The sequence below is a fragment of the Pseudomonas sp. GM21 genome, from assembly GCF_000282215.1.
GTDB lineage: Bacteria > Pseudomonadota > Gammaproteobacteria > Pseudomonadales > Pseudomonadaceae > Aquipseudomonas.
The window spans coordinates 1-17,104 of sequence record NZ_AKJS01000051.1 but is presented as its reverse complement, the minus strand read 5'-3'; the positions used below and the strand labels follow the sequence as shown (position 1 = coordinate 17,104).

Here is a 17,104-nt window from a genome sequence, read left to right as displayed (position 1 = left end):
CAACTATCCTGACACCGGGGGGTATCGGCAACGGCTGGGTATCGATTGCCCGTAACACGCCGTCGTTGTTCCAGATCTACATCCTTTACTTCGGCCTCGGCTCGCTCGGATTGCATGTCAGCTCGTGGCTCGCATTGCTGGCCGGGATCACCTTCAACAACGCGGGCTACCTGGCGGAAAACTTTCGCGGCGGGCTCAAGGCCGTGCCCCAGACCCAGGTGCGCGCCGCCCGCTCATTGGGCATGACTGCCTTTCAGACCTACCGCATGATCATCGTCCCGCAGCTGTTGCGCATCGTGTTCTACCCGCTGACCAACCAAATGGTCTGGGCGGTGTTGATGACGTCGCTGGGGGTCATCGTGGGGCTGAACAATGACCTGACCGGGGTGACCCAGGACTACAACGTCAAAACGTTCCGCACCTTCGAGTACTTCGCGATTGCGGCGGTGCTGTATTACGCGATTGCCAAGGCGATTGTCGCGAGCGCCCGGTTGATGGCCTGGCGGTTGTTTCGTTACTGAGGAGCTGTCCATGTTCGCCACCGGTTTTTCCTCCAATGACCTGCTGTTCCTGCTCAATGGCGCCTGGGTCACGCTGCAATTGACGTTCTGGTCGATCATCCTCGGCTCCATCGCCGGGCTGCTGTTCGGCTTGCTGCGGGCTCTGTTGCCACGGGCCAGTTTGCCGCTGGCCTGGGTGCTGGACGTGTTTCGCAGCGTGCCGTTGTTGATCCAGTTCGTGCTGTTCAACTCCCTCAAAAGCATCGTCGGCCTGAACATCAGCGCCTTCAGCGTCGGTTGCATCGTGCTCGGTGTGTACACCGCCGCCTACTTCACCGAGATCGTGCGCGGCGGCGTGCTGGCGGTGCCCTTCACGGTGCGCCGGGCCAGCCGCTCACTGGGCCTGAGTTTCTTGCAGGACCTGCGCTGGATCGTCCTGCCGATGGCCACGCGAGTCGCCTTCCCCGGCTGGCTGAACCTGGTGCTCGGCGTGATGAAAGACACCGCGCTGGTGATGTGGATCGGCATCGTCGAACTGCTGCGCGCCTCGCAAACCATCGTCACCCGCATCCAGGAACCGTTGCTGGTGCTGTGCATCGCGGGCCTTATCTACTACGTCATGAGCCTGGTGGTTGCACGCCTCGGCGCTCGTCTGGAAAGAAGGTGGCAGGAAAATGATTGAGATCGATAACGTACACAAATCCTTCGGCAACCTCGAAGTGGTCAAGGGCGTAAACCTGACCGTGAACAAGGGTGAGGTGGTGTCGATCATCGGCGGCTCCGGCTCCGGCAAATCCACGCTGTTGATGTGCATCAACGGCCTGGAGCCGATCCAGAAAGGCAACATCCGAGTCGACGGGGTCGAAGTTCATCACAGCACCACCGACCTCAACCGCCTGCGCCAGAAGATCGGCATCGTGTTCCAGCAATGGAACGCCTTTCCGCACCTGACGGTGCTGGAAAACGTCATGCTCGCCCCGCGCAAAGTGCTGGGCAAAACCAAGGCCGAAGCCGAAGAACTGGCCGTGCAACAACTGACCCACGTCGGTTTGGGCGACAAGCTCAAGACCTTCCCCGGCAAGCTGTCCGGCGGTCAACAGCAACGCATGGCCATCGCCCGCGCCCTGGCGATGTCACCGGAATACATGCTGTTCGACGAAGCCACTTCAGCCCTCGACCCGCAACTGGTGGGCGAGGTACTGGACACCATGCGCATGCTCGCCGAAGACGGCATGACCATGGTGCTGGTGACCCACGAGATCCGCTTCGCCCGCGATGTGTCCGACCGGGTGGCGTTCTTTCGCAATGGGTTGGTGCATGAGATTGGGTCACCGGATCAGGTGATTGGTAATCCGGTGCATGCGGAGACTGCGGCGTTTTTGAAATCGGTGAAATGACAAATGGCCCCATCGCCAGCAGGCTGGCTCCCACAGTGGATCTGAGTTGGACACTGAACCCTGTAGGAGTGAGCCTGCTCGCGATGAGGCCCCAACAGACACAACAAGGATCAAACCATGCGCTCATCAAAAGTAATCCACGTCGTCAGCTGCCACGCCGAAGGCGAAGTCGGTGACGTGATCGTCGGCGGTGTCGCCCCGCCGCCCGGTGCCACCGTGTGGGAACAGTCGCGCTGGATCGCCAAGGATGAAACCCTGCGCAACTTTGTGCTCAACGAGCCGCGCGGTGGCGTGTTTCGCCACGTCAACCTGCTGGTGCCGGCCAAGGACCCGCGGGCGCAGATGGCCTGGATCATCATGGAGCCTGCGGACACGCCACCGATGTCCGGTTCAAACTCACTGTGCGTGGCCACCGTGCTGCTCGACAGCGGCATCCTGCCGATGACCGAACCGCAAACCCGAATGGTGCTGGAGGCTCCCGGCGGGCTGATTGAGGTGGTTGCCGATTGCCGTGACGGCAAGGTTGAACGGGTCGAAATCAAGAACGTGCCGTCCTTCGCCGATCGCCTCGATGCGTGGATCGAAGTCGAAGGTCTCGGCTCGCTCAAGGTGGATACCGCCTATGGCGGTGACAGTTTCGTGATCGCCGATGCCAAGGGTCTGGGTTTTTCAATCAGTCCGGACGAGGCTGCCGATCTGGTGAACGTCGGACTGAAAATCACTCGGGCGGCCAATGAGCAGTTAGGGTTTGTGCATCCGCTGAACCCCGAGTGGTCGCACATCTCCTTTTGCCAGATCGCGGCGCCTATCGTCCATGAGAACGGTATCGCCACAGGCGCCAACGCGGTGGTGATTCAACCCGGCAAAATCGACCGCTCACCCACTGGCACTGGCTGCTCGGCGCGCATGGCGGTGTTGCAGGCCAAGGGCTTGATGCATGTTGGCGAACGTTTTATCGGTCGTTCGATCATCGGTTCCGAGTTCCACTGCCGCATTGATTCAATAACCGAAGTAGCCGGCCGCGCCGCTATTTACCCGTGCATTTCCGGGCGGGCCTGGATTACCGGCACCCACCAATTGCTACTCGATCCGAGCGATCCATGGCCACAGGGCTATCGCCTGTCCGACACCTGGCCGGGTGCTTAATCCCTTAACACCCAGACCAACGGCTACTAAATCTCCCCAAAAACCCGAAAAAAACACTGGCCGAAACTTTTCATTTTAAATATCGTATACGAAATACAATTAACGATCCGGAGGCAACAAATGAGCAAGCGTATCAACTGGAGTGGCGTCTTCCCTGCGGTAACCACTCAATTCAACGATGACTTCAGCATCAACCTGGATAAAACCCACCAGGTGATCTCCAACGTGATCCGCGACGGTGTGTCAGGCCTGGTGGTGTGTGGTTCCGTCGGCGAAAACACCTCGCTGACCGCCGAAGAAAAAATCGCCGTCACCGAAGTCGCTGTCGATGCTTCTCGCGGCCGGGTGCCGGTGATTTGTGGCGTGGCTGAATTCACCAGTGTGCAAGCGGCCAAGGTCGCCAACGCAGTACGCAAGGTCGGCGTCGATGGCGTGATGCTGATGCCGGCTCTGGTCTACGGCTCCAAGCCGTTTGAAACCGCCGAGCACTATCGCTACGTGGCCAAGAATGCCGACGTGCCGCTGATGGTCTACAACAACCCGCCGATCTACAAAAACGACGTGACCCCGGACATCCTGATTTCCCTGGCCGACTGCGACAACGTGGTGTGCTTCAAGGATTCCTCCGGCGATACCCGCCGTTTCATCGACGTGCGCAATGAAGTCGGCGACCGCTTCGTACTGTTCGCCGGCCTCGATGATGTGGTGCTGGAAAGCATCGCCGTGGGTGCCGAAGGCTGGGTCTCGGGCATGTCCAACGTGTTCCCGAAAGAAGGCGAAACCATTTTCCGTCTGGCCAAGGCCGGGCGCTTCGCCGAAGCCATGCCGATTTACGAATGGCTGATGCCAATCCTGCACCTGGATGCCCGTGCCGACCTGGTGCAGTGCATCAAGCTGTGTGAAGCCATCGCCGGTCGCGGCAGCGCGCTGACCCGTCCGCCACGCCTGGCCTTGCCGGAAGCGGATCGGGTGTTCGTCGAACAAATCATGGCCAAAGCCCTGGCGAACCGTCCGCAACTGCCGGACGTCGGTCTCTGAGTGATTGCCGGGCGGGCCTTCACGGCCCGACCCGGCTGCCTGTTTTTGCGCCTCTACAGGAAACGTCAGCATGCCAAATCTTCAAGACACTCAACGCGCAACCACCCCCTCCGGACTCAAACGTGTCGTGGCCGCCGCCATGGCCGGCACTGTCGCCGAGTGGTATGAATTCTTTCTCTACGGTACCGCTTCGGCATTGGTCTTCGGCCAACTGTTCTTTCGACAGACCGACAGCCCCATCGACGGCATCATTGCCGCGTTCGCGCTCTACGCTGTAGGCTTTCTCGCCCGCCCGCTGGGTGGCTTGGTGTTCGGTCACTACGGTGACAAATTTGGCCGCAAGCGCCTGCTGCAACTGAGCCTGGTGGTGGTCGGCATTACGACATTCCTGATGGGTTGCCTGCCCGGATTCGACCAGATCGGTTACGCGGCGCCGGTGTTACTGGTGCTGTTGCGGCTGATCCAGGGTTTCGCCTTTGGCGGTGAATGGGGTGGCGCGATTCTGCTGGTGTCCGAACACTGCCCGGATAATCGCCGTGGCTTCTGGGCCAGTTGGCCGCAAGCCGGTGTGCCGGCCGGGAATCTGGTCGCGACGGTCGCCCTGCTGCTGTTGTCATCGAACCTGTCGGAACAAGACTTCCTCGCCTGGGGCTGGCGCGTAGCGTTCTGGTTCTCGGCGGTGGTGGTATTGATCGGCTACTGGATTCGCACCAGTGTCGATGATGCGCCGATTTTCAAGGAGGCTCAGGCTCGTCAGGCTCACACCAAGCAGCAACAACTGGGCGTGGTCGAAGTGCTGCGTCACCACTGGCGTTCGGTGCTGGTGGGTATCGGTGCGCGCTTTGCCGAAAACATTCTCTACTACACCGTGGTGACGTTCTCGATTACCTACCTCAAGTTGGTGGTACACAAGGACACCTCAGAGATTCTGTTTCTGATGTTCGGTGCACACTTGCTGCATTTCTTCATGATCCCGCTGATGGGTTATCTGTCCGATCTTGTCGGGCGCAAACCGGTCTACCTGGTTGGCGCGGTACTTACCGCATTTTGGGGGTTCGTCGGCTTCCCAATGATGGACACCGGGAACAACTGGCTGATCATGGCGGCCATCACCCTGGGCCTGGCCATCGAATCGATGACCTATGCACCGTATTCTGCGTTGATGGCCGAGATGTTCCCGACTCACGTGCGCTACACCGCCCTCTCGCTGTGCTACCAGGTGGCGCCGATTTTCGCCGGTTCCCTGGCCCCGCTGATTGCGATCACGCTGCTCAACAAGTACCACAGCTCAACGCCCATCGCCTGGTACCTGGTCGGCGCTTCGCTGATCTCTGTCGTTGCCGTCGGGCTGACCCGGGAAACCCGTGGCAAGTCGCTGCACGCGGTGGATGCCGAGTCCGCCGCGCGGATCGCGGCGCAGGGCAACGCCGCTCCCGCGTCCCCGCAACGAGGCGATTCGCTGGCCTGAGCCCACTATCCCGACAGGAGTTTTTCATGCCCCAGATCCTCGGCCACAACTACATCGGCGGTACACGCAGCGCCGCCGGCAGCATCGTTCTGCAAAGCCATGACGCCAGCACCGGCGAGGCGCTGCCCTTCTCTTTCATACAAGCCACCGAAGCCGAAGTGCACGCCGCCGCACAGGCCGCTGCCGCGGCGTTCCCGGCCTTTCGCTCTATGCCAGCAACACGCCGTGCGGATTTTCTTGAAGCCATCGCCGCACAACTCGATGCCCTCGATAACGAGTTCGTCGCCCTGGTCACCCGCGAAACCGCTTTACCGAGCGCACGTATACAGGGTGAACGCGCACGCACCAGCGGCCAGATGCGCCTGTTCGCCCAAATCCTGCGTCGTGGTGACTTTTATGGAGCACGCATCGATCGTGCCCTGCCCGAACGTCAACCGCTCCCCCGCAGCGACCTGCGTCAGTACCGGATTGGCGTCGGCCCGGTGGCGGTGTTCGGCGCCAGCAACTTCCCGCTGGCGTTCTCCACGGCCGGCGGCGATACCGCTGCGGCCCTGGCCGCCGGTTGTCCAGTGGTGTTCAAGGCGCACAGCGGACACATGGCGACCGCCGAACGGGTGGCCGATGCCATCATCCGCGCCGCCGAGCAGACCGGTATGCCCAAGGGTGTGTTCAACATGATCTACGGGGCGGGCGTGGGGGAAGTCTTGGTCAAGCATCCCGCGATCCAGGCCGTCGGCTTCACCGGCTCACTCAAAGGTGGACGGGCGCTGTGCGACATGGCGGCTGCAAGACCACAACCGATTCCCGTGTTCGCCGAAATGAGCAGCATCAATCCGGTCGTGGTATTGCCTGAAGCCCTTCACGTTCGCGGCGAGAATATTGCCCGGGAACTGGCCGCCTCTGTCGTGCTTGGCTGTGGCCAGTTCTGTACCAACCCGGGGTTGGTCATCGGCCTGCGCTCGGCGCAATTCAGTGCCTTCACCGAGTCCCTCACTGCGCTGCTGGCTGAACAACCGGCGCAAACCATGCTTAATGCCGGCACCCTGGGCAGCTATGAAAAAGGCGTGCAGGCCTTGCTCGACCACCCCGGCGTGACCCACCTGACCGGCCTTGGCCAACACGGCAATCAGGCGCGCGCGCATCTGTTCAAGGCCGACGTCAGCCTGCTGCTCGACGGTGATCCCTTGCTACAGGAAGAAGTGTTCGGCCCGACCACCCTCATCGTCGAAGTGGGCGATACAGCCGAACTGCGCCAGGCGCTGAACAGTCTGCACGGTCAACTCACCGCGACCCTGATTGGCGAACCCCAGGAGCTGCATGAACACGCAGAGCTGCTGGCCCTGCTGGAACAAAAGGTCGGTCGGGTACTGTTCAATGGCTACCCTACCGGCGTCGAGGTCTGTGATGCGATGGTGCATGGCGGCCCCTACCCGGCCACCTCCGATGCCCGGGGCACCTCAGTCGGCAGCCTGGCCATCGAACGTTTCCTGCGCCCGGTGTGCTACCAGAATTGCCCGGACGCGCTGTTGCCCGAGCCACTGAAAAATGCCAATCCACTGGGTATTGCCCGACTTGTCGACGGCAACAGTCACCGAAATCCGATCTGAAAAACACCGAAAACCCCTGTAGGAGCGAGCCTGCTCGCGATAGCGGCAGTACATTCAACATCCCTGTTGGCAGACCCACCGCTATCGCGAGCAGGCTCACTCCTACAATTATTGAATCAAGCCAACAATGCCTTCAGGTCGTTATACAACGCCTCAGGAATTTGCACCCCCTCCACAAGGCTGCGCGCCCGCGCCTCATATCGACGTTGGGACGGCAAGCGTGCGCCCTGCCCTTCGATTCCCTGAAACAACGCTTCAGCCCTGGCCAAATGGACCTCAGTCGCGTCCCCCAAAAAGCGTCGTGGATCAAGAGCAATGATCAATTCGCCATGGTAGGGCGAGGACTTGCTGCCCGCGTCGTAAGCCAGTGACTCGGCGCTGGTGAGGTCACCGATCAACGGCCCGGCAATCAACTCCACCATGGCCGCCAGCGCCGATCCCTTGTGGCCGCCGAACGTCAGCATCGCGCCGCTGTCGAGCACGACGTTGGCATCGGTACTCGGCTGCCCCTGCGCGTCGACGCCCCAGCCCTCAGGGATCGCTTTGCCGGCACGTCGGTGCAGTTCGATGTCACCACGGGCAATGGCGCTGGTGGCGAAGTCGAACACAAAAGGATCACGTCCCTGACGGGGCCAGCCAAAGGCAATGGGGTTAGTGCCGAACACTGGCAAACGCCCACCGGCCGGTGCCACCCAGGCATGACTCGGATTACATGCCAGCGCCACCAGGCCGGCAGCGGTCAACTGCTCGATTTCCACCCACAGCGCCGAGAAATGCACGCAGTGATTGATCGCCAGTGCCGCAATCCCGTTGGCCCGGGTTTTCTCCGTCAACAGCGGCAAACCTGCCTGAAACGCCAGCTGGGAAAAACCTCCGCCGGCATCCACTCGCACGATCGAGGGTGCCTGATTGATCACCTCGGGTTCAGCCGTGGCCGACACCTTGCCGGCGCGCAGGGAATTGACACACCCCAGAATCCGGTACAAGCCGTGAGAGGCACAGCCGTCACGCTCGCCGGCAATCACCGTCGCCGCCACCGCACGCGCATGGGCCAGGTTAAAACCGTTGTGCAGCAGGATCGATTCGGCCAACGCGTGGGCTTCGATCAGGGTCAGTCGGATCATGGTCATCTCCTTGAACAGACCGGTCAGGGTGGTCTATTCAAGGCGATAGGGCTTGATGGGTTTGCACGGAGGGAGTGACGAAATCAGCACAGGCGCTTCATCAACGACCAGCGACAGTGCAATGACGAACAATGCACTGTCGCCCCTCTCGGTCAGGCCTTCGTGCTTCGTGCAACCGGCACCGTCAGCGCTGACTTCTTGGCCAGCAGGTAATAAAGAGCGCCCGGCACTACCAACCCGACAATCCAGGAAATATCCACGCCGCCGAGCTGCGCGACCATCGGCCCGGAGTAGAAGCGCGTATCGACAAAAGGCAGCTGGATCAACACGCCGCTGACGTACACGCTGATCCCCAACACGTTCCAGCGACCGTAACGCCCCGCCGGGTCGGACAAGGCCGGGATGTCATAACGCTCCTTGTTGATGAAGTAGTAGTCCACCAGGTTGATCGCGCTCCACGGGGTAAAGAACGTCAGCAAAAACAGAATGAAGTACTTGAACGAGTTCAGGAACGAGTACTGCCCCAGCAACGCGAGCGTGGTCGATGCCGCGACTATCAACATCACAAACAGCATGCGCTGGCGGGCGGTGATTTCCAGGCGACTGCGGAAGCCGCTGATGATGGTGGCCACGCACATGAAGCTGCCATAAGCGTTAAGCGTCGACACCGTGACCTTGCCGAAGACCACGCTCAAGTACAGCAGCGACGCCATCACTCCGGTACTGCCTAGGCCGACGATGGTCGCCACTTCGTGACCGCGAAAGGTGGCGCCGGCCAGTGCGGCGACGAACACCCCCAACACCATGGAAGCCTGGGCGCCAAGCACGGTCCCCAGGCCAACAGCGGTGAAGGTTTTCCACGACGAAGTTTTGCTCGGCAAATAACGCGAGTAGTCGGCCACATACGGGCCAAACGCAATCTGCCACGACGCCGACAGCGACACCGCCAGCAGGAACGTGCTCCAGGTAAAGTGGCGGTTTTCCAGGAGCAGGCCAATGTCGTTGAGGGTCATCAAGCGGGTAAACAGGTAGGCGAAGGCGATGATGCCCAGCACGCTGGCCACACGCCCCACCAGGTGAATCACCCGATAGCCGAAGATCGTCAGGAACGCGATGCACGCGGCGAAAATCAGGATGCCGGTGCTGTCGCTGACGCTGATCAACTGGGCAATAGCCTGCCCCGACAACACCGCGCCGGTGGCACTGAAACCGAGGTACATCAGGCACACCAGGACTATCGGGATAGCCGCGCCGTAGACCCCGAACTGCACACGACTGGAGATCATCTGCGGCAGACCCAGTTTCGGTCCCTGTGCAGCGTGCAACGCGACGACCGCGCCGCCGAGCAACTGACCGATCAGCAAGCCAATCAATGACCAGAACACATCACCGCCCAACACCACGGCCAACGCGCCGGTGACGATTGCAGTGATTTGCAGGTTGGCACCCAGCCACAGGGTGAACTGACTGTAGAGGCTGCCATGACGCTCGGACTCGGGGATGTAATCGATGGAACGGGTCTCGATCAGGGGACTTCGTTGTTGATAATCTCGGAGCTCAGTCATTATTTTTTTCTCTTCCAAGGTAGAACGGATTCACGCAATCCCCTGTGGGAGCGAGCTTGCTCGCGATGGCGGACTGGCAGGCGACGCAAGTGTTGACTGTGCCGCCGTCATCGCGAGCAGGCTCGCTCCCACCCTGGGTTTGCGCAATGGCGACAAAAAGCCTGGAAAATTTCAACTACCCACCTCTGTTTTTATAGTTTTGGAAGAGGCCCGAACAGCCTGCGCGCAAGCCCCTGATATGCAAGGCATACCCTATCGCGCGCGGCCGCTGGATGGACCTCTACAAATGAGGAGGGGTCAGTGAATGAGTGGGCGTCACCGGGATTCGCGGCGGGTTGTCTGCGCAGACAAAACAGAACCCAACTCGACCTTGCTCTTCACGCCAAGCTGCAAGTAGCAGTTGCGCAGATAGGTGCGCACGGTCGCGGGGCTCAAGGTGAGGATTTTCGCGATCTCTTTATACGAGTGACCGGCCGCGAACAGCATCGCTGCCGTCCGCTCCCTTGGCGCCAGCACGGCACCGCGTGACTGGGTTTCGAGGGACAGAATGACGTGCCTGGCATTCAGACTGAGGGTCAGCGCACAGCGTCCCAGGCGCATGACGCTCGGCGCTTTTGGCAGTTGGGCGATTACCTGCGCCGGCAATATCGAACCGTCCCACCCCGGCACTTCGCGCTGTATCGCCGCGCACAGGCTGGCGCCCACGTACAACAACGTGCCGTCCATGCGCGCGACCCCGAAGTCGCTGGCGCCGTTACCGGTGTCGAACCGAATCATGTCTTGCACCTGGAATCGCCACAGCTGCAACAGGTGATCACAGAACGCCGAAAACAACGCGTCCTCGCTGTCGTTGAAGGCCAGTGCTTGTTCGCCGCGATAGAGGCAGACAAAGAACATCAAACCGCTTTCGGGCAGCTCGAAGGTGATGCACATCGGGTGGTAGAGGTCATGACGACGAGCGAAGGCGTCGACCTCTTCATGGGGGTCAGTGAAACCGCTGTCGCGCACCACTTCACCGGGTTGGCTCAAGGTGTCGTGGGAGAACCGGTCGCTGCCCGCGCTCTTGTGCCATTCGGCGGCAAACGATTCGGGCAGGTCGATGCGCCCGTGCATCCAGCTTTTCGGCGCTACCTGGGCGTCTGACGTAGACATCTCGCCCCACCACGCCGAAGCAAACGGCACCAGTGGGCGAAAGGCTTGCAGCCCGTCTTCGATGAACTGCGAGGCACCACGTTCCCGAGCCAGTCGCCCGAGGTGCAACACGCAATGATTGAATGCCTTGAGCGTCGCCATCGACGGTGTGCCGCAGAGATGATCCCCCTCCTCCATTTGCTGAATCCTGTTGGCTGCGTGGTATTTTTTCGACCATGCCATAGGGGCAGCGACGGCGTCCAGAAACACGTTGAATCGCCAAATTCCAGGCTGATTTATCAGGCAGCAAGCAGCAAAACTTGCACAAAGCCGCATTAGGCTAAGCTAAGGATCAGCTTATTGCGCACGATGCTCGCTCCGGCAGGGTTTGGGTTTTTCTGAAGAGCGTCTGCAACAGCTATTTCAGACTGGCCCACACTTTCACGCAGGACTGACGTGATGACCGAGCCCCTCCTCAGCTTTGATGAATTGAAGCGTGCCGCCGTGTCCGGCGAAATCGATACCGTACTGGTCTGCATGGTCGACATGCAGGGTCGCCTGGTCGGCAAGCGATTCCAGGTCGAGTTTTTTATCGACAGCGGCCATGAAGAAACCCACTGCTGCAACTACCTGCTGGCCGACGACATCGACATGGAACCCGTACCGGGTTACGCCGCCGCCAGTTGGAGCAAAGGCTATGGCGACTTTGTGCTCAAGCCCGACATGTCCACCCTGCGGCGGGTGCCGTGGCTGGAATGCACGGCGCTGGTGCTCTGCGATGTGCTCGATCACCACCATCGCCGCGACTTGCCGCACAGCCCCCGGGCCATCCTGAAAAAACAGATCGAACGCCTGCGCGAGCGTGGCTATACCGGCATGTTCGCCTCGGAACTGGAGTTCTATCTGTTCGACGAGAGCTACGAGGCCATCCACGAGCGCAACTACCAAAAGCCCAAAACCGCCGGCCATTACATCGAGGACTACAACATCCTGCAGACCACCCGCGAAGAGCCGGTGCTGCGGGCGATTCGCAAGCATCTGCAGGCCAGCGGCATTCCCGTGGAAAACTCCAAGGGTGAATGGGGGCCGGGACAGGAAGAGATCAACATCCGCTATGCGGATGCGCTGACCATGGCCGACCACCACGTCATCATCAAGCACGCCTGCAAAGAGATCGCGCAACTGCAAGGCAAGGCGATCACCTTCATGGCCAAGTGGCGCTATGACGCCGCCGGTTCCAGCAGCCACATCCACAATTCGCTGTGGGACAAGAACGGCAAGAAGCCGTTGTTCTTCGACGCCAAGGCTGAATTCGGCATGTCGACACTGATGCGCTCATGGGTCGCCGGGCAGCTCAAGTACGCCAACGACATCACCTGTTTTCTCGCACCCTACATCAACTCGTACAAGCGCTTTCAGGCCGGCACCTTTGCGCCGACGCGTGCGGTGTGGAGCCGGGACAACCGCACCGCAGGCTTTCGCTTGTGCGCAGAAGAGAGCAAATCCATCCGCATCGAATGCCGTATCGGCGGTGCCGACCTCAACCCGTATCTGGCCTTCGCGGCCCTGATCGCGGCGGGCCTGGCCGGGATCGACGAGAAGCTCGCCCTCGCGCCGCCCTTTGAAGGCGACGCCTACCTCGACGAACACTTGCCGGAAGTTTCCAAGACCTTGCGCGAAGCCTGCGCCGCACTCCAGACCTCCAGCATGTTGCGCGAAGCGTTCGGGGATGAAGTGATCGACCACTACGTGCACACCGCCGAATGGGAGCAGAAGGAGTACGACCGGCGCGTCACCGACTGGGAACTGCAACGCGGCTTTGAACGCTATTGAGGTCACCATGACGGCAACCATTCAACTCATCTCCCCGGTCGATGGCCGGGTTTACGCTGAACGTCGTTACGCCGATCCAGCGCAAATCGAGCAATCGCTGGAGGCAGCTGCCACCGCCCAGACGCAATGGAAACGCCGGCCACTGAGCGAACGTGCCGCTTTTTGCAGTGCGGTGGTGGACGCGATGCTAGCGATGAAGACTGACATCGTGCGAGAGCTGGCTTGGCAAATGGGTCGCCCGGTACGGTTTGGTGCGGGCGAATTGCGCGGTTTTGAAGAGCGTGCGCGGCACATGATAGCCATTGCGCCTGAAGCGCTGGCAGCGATTGAACCCACGCCAGTCAGCGGTTTCCGCCGGCACATTCAACGTGATCCATTGGGGACAGTGCTGGTCATTGCGCCATGGAATTACCCGTACCTGACCGCCGTGAATACGATCATTCCAGCGCTGATGGCCGGCAACAGCGTGATCCTCAAACACTCATCGCAAACCCTACTGGTTGGCGAACGGTTCGCCGAGGCCATGGCCCGCGCCAACCTCCCGGCCGGGCTGTTCCATAACCTGCTGCTCGACCATAGCCAGACCGCTGCGATCATTGGCTCGGGACGTGTTCATCAGGTCAATTTCACTGGCTCCGTCGGCGCCGGCAAGGCCATGGAAACTGCCGCCACCGGGCGCTTCCTAGGCGTCGGCCTGGAGCTCGGCGGCAAAGACCCGGCCTATGTTCGCGCAGATGCCAATCTCGACCATGCGGTAGAAAACCTGGTCGACGGCAGCTTTTTCAATTCCGGGCAGAGCTGCTGCGCGATCGAGCGCATTTATGTCGATAAGCAGGTCTACCCAGCCTTCATCGAGCGTTTCGCTGCCCTGACCCGTCAATACGTGCTCGGCAATCCACTGGACGAAGCCACCACGCTCGGCCCCATGGTCACCCCGGCTGCCGCTGATTTCGTACGTGGTCAGATCGCCGCAGCGCTGGCCCAAGGTGCAACGGCACTGATTGAACCCCAGGCATTTCCCGCTGATGTAGCGGGCAGCGCCTACCTCGCGCCGCAAGTGCTGGTCGACGTCACTCATCAAATGTCAGTCATGCGCGAGGAAAGCTTTGGCCCCGTGGTCGGCATCATGCCGGTGGAAGACGACGACGTAGCCCTCGCCTTGATGAATGACAGCGAGTTCGGGCTCAGCGCCTCCATCTGGACCCAGGACCTGGCCGCCGCCGAACGCCTGGGCAATGACATCGACACCGGTACTGTATTCATGAACCGCTGCGACTACCTCGACCCGGCCCTGGCCTGGACCGGGGTAAAAAACAGCGGGCGCGGCGTCACCCTGTCGCGCCTCGGTTATGAACACCTGACCCGCGCCAAATCCTTCCATTTGCGCCACGAGATTTGAGCCATGAGCCTGACCGCGAACTGGAACTACCCCACGAGCATCCGCTTCGGTGTCGGCCGCATCGCCGAACTCGCCGACATCTGCCGTAGCCAGGGCATCGAGCGCCCTCTACTGGTCACCGACAGTGGCCTGGCGCGTGCGCCAATGACCATCGCCACCCTGGAAGCCCTGCGCGCCGCCGGCCTGGGCGTCGAATTGTTTTGCGACCTCAAGCCCAACCCGGTCGAAGCCAACCTGGCCGGTGGCCTTGATGCCTGGCGCGCCGGCAACCACGATGGCGTGATCGCCTTCGGTGGCGGCAGCGGCCTGGACATGGGCAAGCTCATCGCCTTCATGAGCGGCCAGACGCGTCCCGTCTGGGATTTCGAAGACATCGGCGACTACTGGACCCGTGCCGACGAAAGCCGCATCGCCCCGGTGATTGCGGTGCCGACCACCGCAGGCACGGGTTCTGAGGTGGGCCGTGCAGCGGTGATCATCGACGAGGCTACCCACACCAAACGCATCATCTTCCACCCGAAAATGATGCCGCGCGTGGTCATCAGCGACCCGGCCCTGAGCGTCGGCATGCCGGCCAAAGTCACTGCCGGCACCGGCATGGACGCCTTGGCCCACTGCCTGGAAGCCTACTGCACCCCCGGTTTTCACCCCTTGGCCGACGGCATCGCCGTGGAAGGCATGCGTCTGGTGGCCAACGCACTGGTGCGCGCCGTGCACACACCGTCCGACCTTGATGCGCGCGCGCACATGCTCGCGGCGGCGGCGATGGGCGCCACTGCGTTCCAGAAAGGCCTGGGCGGGATGCATGCCCTTTCCCATCCGGTGGGCGCGCTGTACGACACCCATCACGGCATGACCAACGCGACCTTCATGCCCTACGTCCTGAAATTCAATCGCCCGGCCATCGAAGAACGCATCACGCGCCTGGCTGCGTATTTACGGCTGCCCTCCCCCGGCTTCGACAGTTTCCTGGCCTTCATCCTCAAGCTGCGCAAAGACATCGGCGTGCCACACACGCTCGTGCAGCTGGGGGTGGATAACCAACAGGCCGACCTGATCGCGGACATGGCCGTGGTCGACCCTTCTGCCGGCGGCAATCCGCTGCCACTGACCAAGGCCGGTGCGGCAGAGATTTTCGACGCGGCGTACCACGGTCGCCTGTAGAGCAGTTGACTGCCTGTGCTCAGCGCACGGGCAGGTTGTACCGGTTGGAGACAGGAGCAGTACGACATGGGGTTGAAAGCCAGCCCGTCCGGGCCTTCCGGATGGATGCGTAGCAAAACCTGATGGGGCACACACAACATGAATCCAGCAAGCCAGCCCGGCGCCGACGCGTCGCATGACGACGACGTCAAGGCGCTGCACAGCATGGGCTACGCCCAGCAGCTCTCGCGACGAATGGGCGTTTTTTCCAACTTCGCCATTTCCTTTTCAATCATCTGCATCCTCTCCGGGGGCATCAACTCCCTTGCACAGGGCACCTCGGGTGCGGGCGGCGCCTCCATCGGCATCGGCTGGCCGATTGGCTGCCTGATCTCCGGGGTGTTCGCCATGGCCATGGCGCAGATTTCCTCGGCCTACCCCACCGCTGGTGGCCTGTATCACTGGGGTTCGATTCTCGGCAACCGCTTCACCGGCTGGCTGACCGCGTGGTTCAACCTGTTGGGGTTGGTCACCGTGCTGGGGGCGATCAACGTCGGTACTTACTACTTCTTTTTCGGAGCCTTCGGCCCGGCCCTGGGCATGGAAGACACCACCACGGTCCGGGTGATTTTCCTTGCGGTGCTGACTGGCCTCCAGGCTTTGTGTAACCACTTAGGGATCGGCCTGACCGCCAAGCTCACCGACTTCTCCGGTTACCTGATTTTCGCCACGGCGCTGGCGCTGACCATCGTCTGCCTGATCTCGGCACCCAGTTATGAATTTGCGCGGTTGTGGACTTTCAGCAACTACTCCGGTGAGGCGGGTGGCAGCGTCTGGCCGCAGGTGTCGAACGGCTGGATTTTCATGCTCGGCCTGCTGTTGCCGATCTATACCATTACCGGCTATGACGCCTCCGCACACACCTCCGAAGAAACGCGCAATGCGGCTATGTCCGTGCCGCGTGGCATGGTCATGTCGGTGGTCTGGTCGTTGCTGTTTGGCTGGGTGATGCTCAGCTCGTTTGTGCTGATGCTGCCCAACATGGACGAAGCCGCATCACATGGCTGGACCGTGTTTTTCTGGGCGATGGACACCCAGGTCAACCCCCCCCTGAAGCTCGCGCTGTACGTGGCGATATTCATCTCGCAGTTTCTCTGCGGGCTGGCGACCGTGACCTCGGTGTCACGCATGATCTTCGCGTTCTCACGCGACGGTGGCCTGCCGTGCTCCAAAGCGCTGGCCTCGGTCTCACCGACCTTTCGCAGCCCGGTGGCCGCGATCTGGACCGGCGCCACCCTCGCGGTGTTGTTCGTCTGGGGCTCGTCGGTGATCTCGATCGGTGAAACGCCGGTCTACACCATCGTGGTGTCCTGCACGGTGATCTTCCTGTTCTTTTCTTTCGTCATTCCCATTGTGCTGGGCCTGTTTACCTTCGGGACCGCGAAATGGCCGACCATGGGGCCGTGGAACATGGGGCGCTTCTGGTACACCGTGTTTGCCCTCCTCTCGGTCCTCTCGATGGTGATCATCTTCATCATCGGCATCCAGCCACCGAACGATTGGGCGCTGTACATCACCATCGGATTCCTGGTGCTGACGGCCATTGTCTGGTTCGGCTTTGAAGCGCGACGCTTTCAGGGGCCGCCGGTGGGCGACGTGATTGCTCAGCGCCAGGCGCAAATTGCGGCGGCTGAGGCCGCGTTGGATAAACGGGTTTGAGTTGATCGCTGGACGCAACCTGTAGCAGCTGGCG

14 protein-coding genes are annotated in these 17,104 nt (G+C 61.1%); 11 read left to right on the top strand and 3 right to left on the bottom strand.

The genetic code is table 11. From position 1 onward, the window contains the following. From PMI22_RS20970 to PMI22_RS21000, 7 genes are all read left to right on the top strand, one after another. Positions 1-521: amino acid ABC transporter permease (locus PMI22_RS20970; protein ID WP_007944313.1), on the top strand; the 521-nt coding region annotated here is incomplete at its 5' end. A 10-nt stretch (positions 522-531) separates the two neighbouring features. Further along, positions 532-1,182: an amino acid ABC transporter permease gene (locus PMI22_RS20975; protein ID WP_007944312.1), complete on the top strand. Its 651-nt coding sequence runs from the start codon at positions 532-534 to the stop codon at positions 1,180-1,182. Further along, the gene (locus tag PMI22_RS20980; RefSeq protein WP_007944311.1) at positions 1,175-1,897 is read left to right on the top strand and encodes an amino acid ABC transporter ATP-binding protein; all 723 of its coding nucleotides are present in this window, start codon (positions 1,175-1,177) and stop codon (positions 1,895-1,897) included. Before PMI22_RS20975 ends, PMI22_RS20980 begins: the two co-directional genes overlap by 8 nt. Before the next feature lie 117 nt (positions 1,898-2,014). Then, positions 2,015-3,043 (top strand): trans-3-hydroxy-L-proline dehydratase, encoded by a 1,029-nt coding sequence (locus PMI22_RS20985; protein ID WP_007944310.1) that lies wholly within the window; start codon positions 2,015-2,017, stop codon positions 3,041-3,043. A gap of 120 nt (positions 3,044-3,163) precedes the next feature. Continuing rightward, entirely contained in the window at positions 3,164-4,081 is a 918-nt protein-coding gene (locus PMI22_RS20990) for a dihydrodipicolinate synthase family protein (protein WP_007944309.1), read from the top strand. 70 nt (positions 4,082-4,151) lie between these two features. Next, positions 4,152-5,549 carry a fosfomycin efflux MFS transporter AbaF gene (gene abaF, locus PMI22_RS20995; RefSeq protein ID WP_007944307.1) on the top strand — a complete coding sequence of 466 codons (1,398 nt, stop codon included), beginning with the start codon at positions 4,152-4,154 and terminating at the stop codon, positions 5,547-5,549. Between the two features lie 26 nt (positions 5,550-5,575). After that, positions 5,576-7,156 (top strand): aldehyde dehydrogenase (NADP(+)), encoded by a 1,581-nt coding sequence (locus PMI22_RS21000; RefSeq protein ID WP_007944305.1) that lies wholly within the window; start codon positions 5,576-5,578, stop codon positions 7,154-7,156. Between the two features lie 116 nt (positions 7,157-7,272). Here the strand turns inward: PMI22_RS21000 and PMI22_RS21005 are convergent, their stop codons facing one another. The 3 genes from PMI22_RS21005 to PMI22_RS21015 all read right to left on the bottom strand — a co-directional run bounded on the left by PMI22_RS21005 (position 7,273) and on the right by PMI22_RS21015 (position 11,174). Next, a complete protein-coding gene (locus PMI22_RS21005) occupies positions 7,273-8,280 on the bottom strand; it encodes an Ldh family oxidoreductase (RefSeq protein WP_007944303.1) in 1,008 nt (335 codons plus the stop codon). Between the two features lie 152 nt (positions 8,281-8,432). Next, positions 8,433-9,845 carry a purine-cytosine permease family protein gene (locus PMI22_RS21010; RefSeq protein ID WP_007944301.1) on the bottom strand — a complete coding sequence of 471 codons (1,413 nt, stop codon included), beginning with the start codon at positions 9,843-9,845 and terminating at the stop codon, positions 8,433-8,435. 315 nt (positions 9,846-10,160) lie between these two features. Continuing rightward, positions 10,161-11,174 carry a helix-turn-helix transcriptional regulator gene (locus PMI22_RS21015; protein ID WP_007944299.1) on the bottom strand — a complete coding sequence of 338 codons (1,014 nt, stop codon included), beginning with the start codon at positions 11,172-11,174 and terminating at the stop codon, positions 10,161-10,163. A 261-nt stretch (positions 11,175-11,435) separates the two neighbouring features. Here PMI22_RS21015 and PMI22_RS21020 point away from each other — a divergent pair, with 261 nt between their 5' ends. The 4 genes from PMI22_RS21020 (at position 11,436) to PMI22_RS21035 (ending at position 17,070) form a co-directional block, all read left to right on the top strand. Continuing rightward, on the top strand, positions 11,436-12,809 hold the full coding sequence (locus tag PMI22_RS21020) for a glutamine synthetase family protein (protein ID WP_007944298.1): 1,374 nt from the start codon (positions 11,436-11,438) through the stop codon (positions 12,807-12,809). A gap of 7 nt (positions 12,810-12,816) precedes the next feature. Then, on the top strand, positions 12,817-14,208 hold the full coding sequence (locus PMI22_RS21025; RefSeq protein WP_007944297.1) for an aldehyde dehydrogenase family protein: 1,392 nt from the start codon (positions 12,817-12,819) through the stop codon (positions 14,206-14,208). 3 nt (positions 14,209-14,211) lie between these two features. Then, positions 14,212-15,372: an iron-containing alcohol dehydrogenase gene (locus PMI22_RS21030; protein WP_007944295.1), complete on the top strand. Its 1,161-nt coding sequence runs from the start codon at positions 14,212-14,214 to the stop codon at positions 15,370-15,372. A gap of 138 nt (positions 15,373-15,510) precedes the next feature. Then, complete coding sequence (locus tag PMI22_RS21035; RefSeq protein WP_007944294.1) at positions 15,511-17,070, top strand: amino acid permease; 1,560 nt, start codon at positions 15,511-15,513, stop codon at positions 17,068-17,070. Positions 17,071-17,104: the final 34 nt, after the last annotated feature.

Excerpts from the sequence above, each read along its gene's own strand:
- PMI22_RS20975 (WP_007944312.1), top strand. The coding sequence starts at position 532 with ATGTTCGCCACCGGTTTTTCCTCCAATGACCTGCTGTTCCTGCTCAAT.
- PMI22_RS20980 (WP_007944311.1), top strand. The coding sequence starts at position 1,175 with ATGATTGAGATCGATAACGTACACAAATCCTTCGGCAACCTCGAAGTG.
- PMI22_RS20985 (WP_007944310.1), top strand. The coding sequence starts at position 2,015 with ATGCGCTCATCAAAAGTAATCCACGTCGTCAGCTGCCACGCCGAAGGC.
- PMI22_RS20990 (WP_007944309.1), top strand. The coding sequence starts at position 3,164 with ATGAGCAAGCGTATCAACTGGAGTGGCGTCTTCCCTGCGGTAACCACT.
- abaF (WP_007944307.1), top strand. The coding sequence starts at position 4,152 with ATGCCAAATCTTCAAGACACTCAACGCGCAACCACCCCCTCCGGACTC.
- PMI22_RS21000 (WP_007944305.1), top strand. The coding sequence starts at position 5,576 with ATGCCCCAGATCCTCGGCCACAACTACATCGGCGGTACACGCAGCGCC.
- PMI22_RS21005 (WP_007944303.1), bottom strand. The coding sequence starts at position 8,280 with ATGATCCGACTGACCCTGATCGAAGCCCACGCGTTGGCCGAATCGATC.
- PMI22_RS21010 (WP_007944301.1), bottom strand. The coding sequence starts at position 9,845 with ATGACTGAGCTCCGAGATTATCAACAACGAAGTCCCCTGATCGAGACC.
- PMI22_RS21015 (WP_007944299.1), bottom strand. The coding sequence starts at position 11,174 with ATGGAGGAGGGGGATCATCTCTGCGGCACACCGTCGATGGCGACGCTC.
- PMI22_RS21020 (WP_007944298.1), top strand. The coding sequence starts at position 11,436 with ATGACCGAGCCCCTCCTCAGCTTTGATGAATTGAAGCGTGCCGCCGTG.
- PMI22_RS21025 (WP_007944297.1), top strand. The coding sequence starts at position 12,817 with ATGACGGCAACCATTCAACTCATCTCCCCGGTCGATGGCCGGGTTTAC.
- PMI22_RS21030 (WP_007944295.1), top strand. The coding sequence starts at position 14,212 with ATGAGCCTGACCGCGAACTGGAACTACCCCACGAGCATCCGCTTCGGT.
- PMI22_RS21035 (WP_007944294.1), top strand. The coding sequence starts at position 15,511 with ATGAATCCAGCAAGCCAGCCCGGCGCCGACGCGTCGCATGACGACGAC.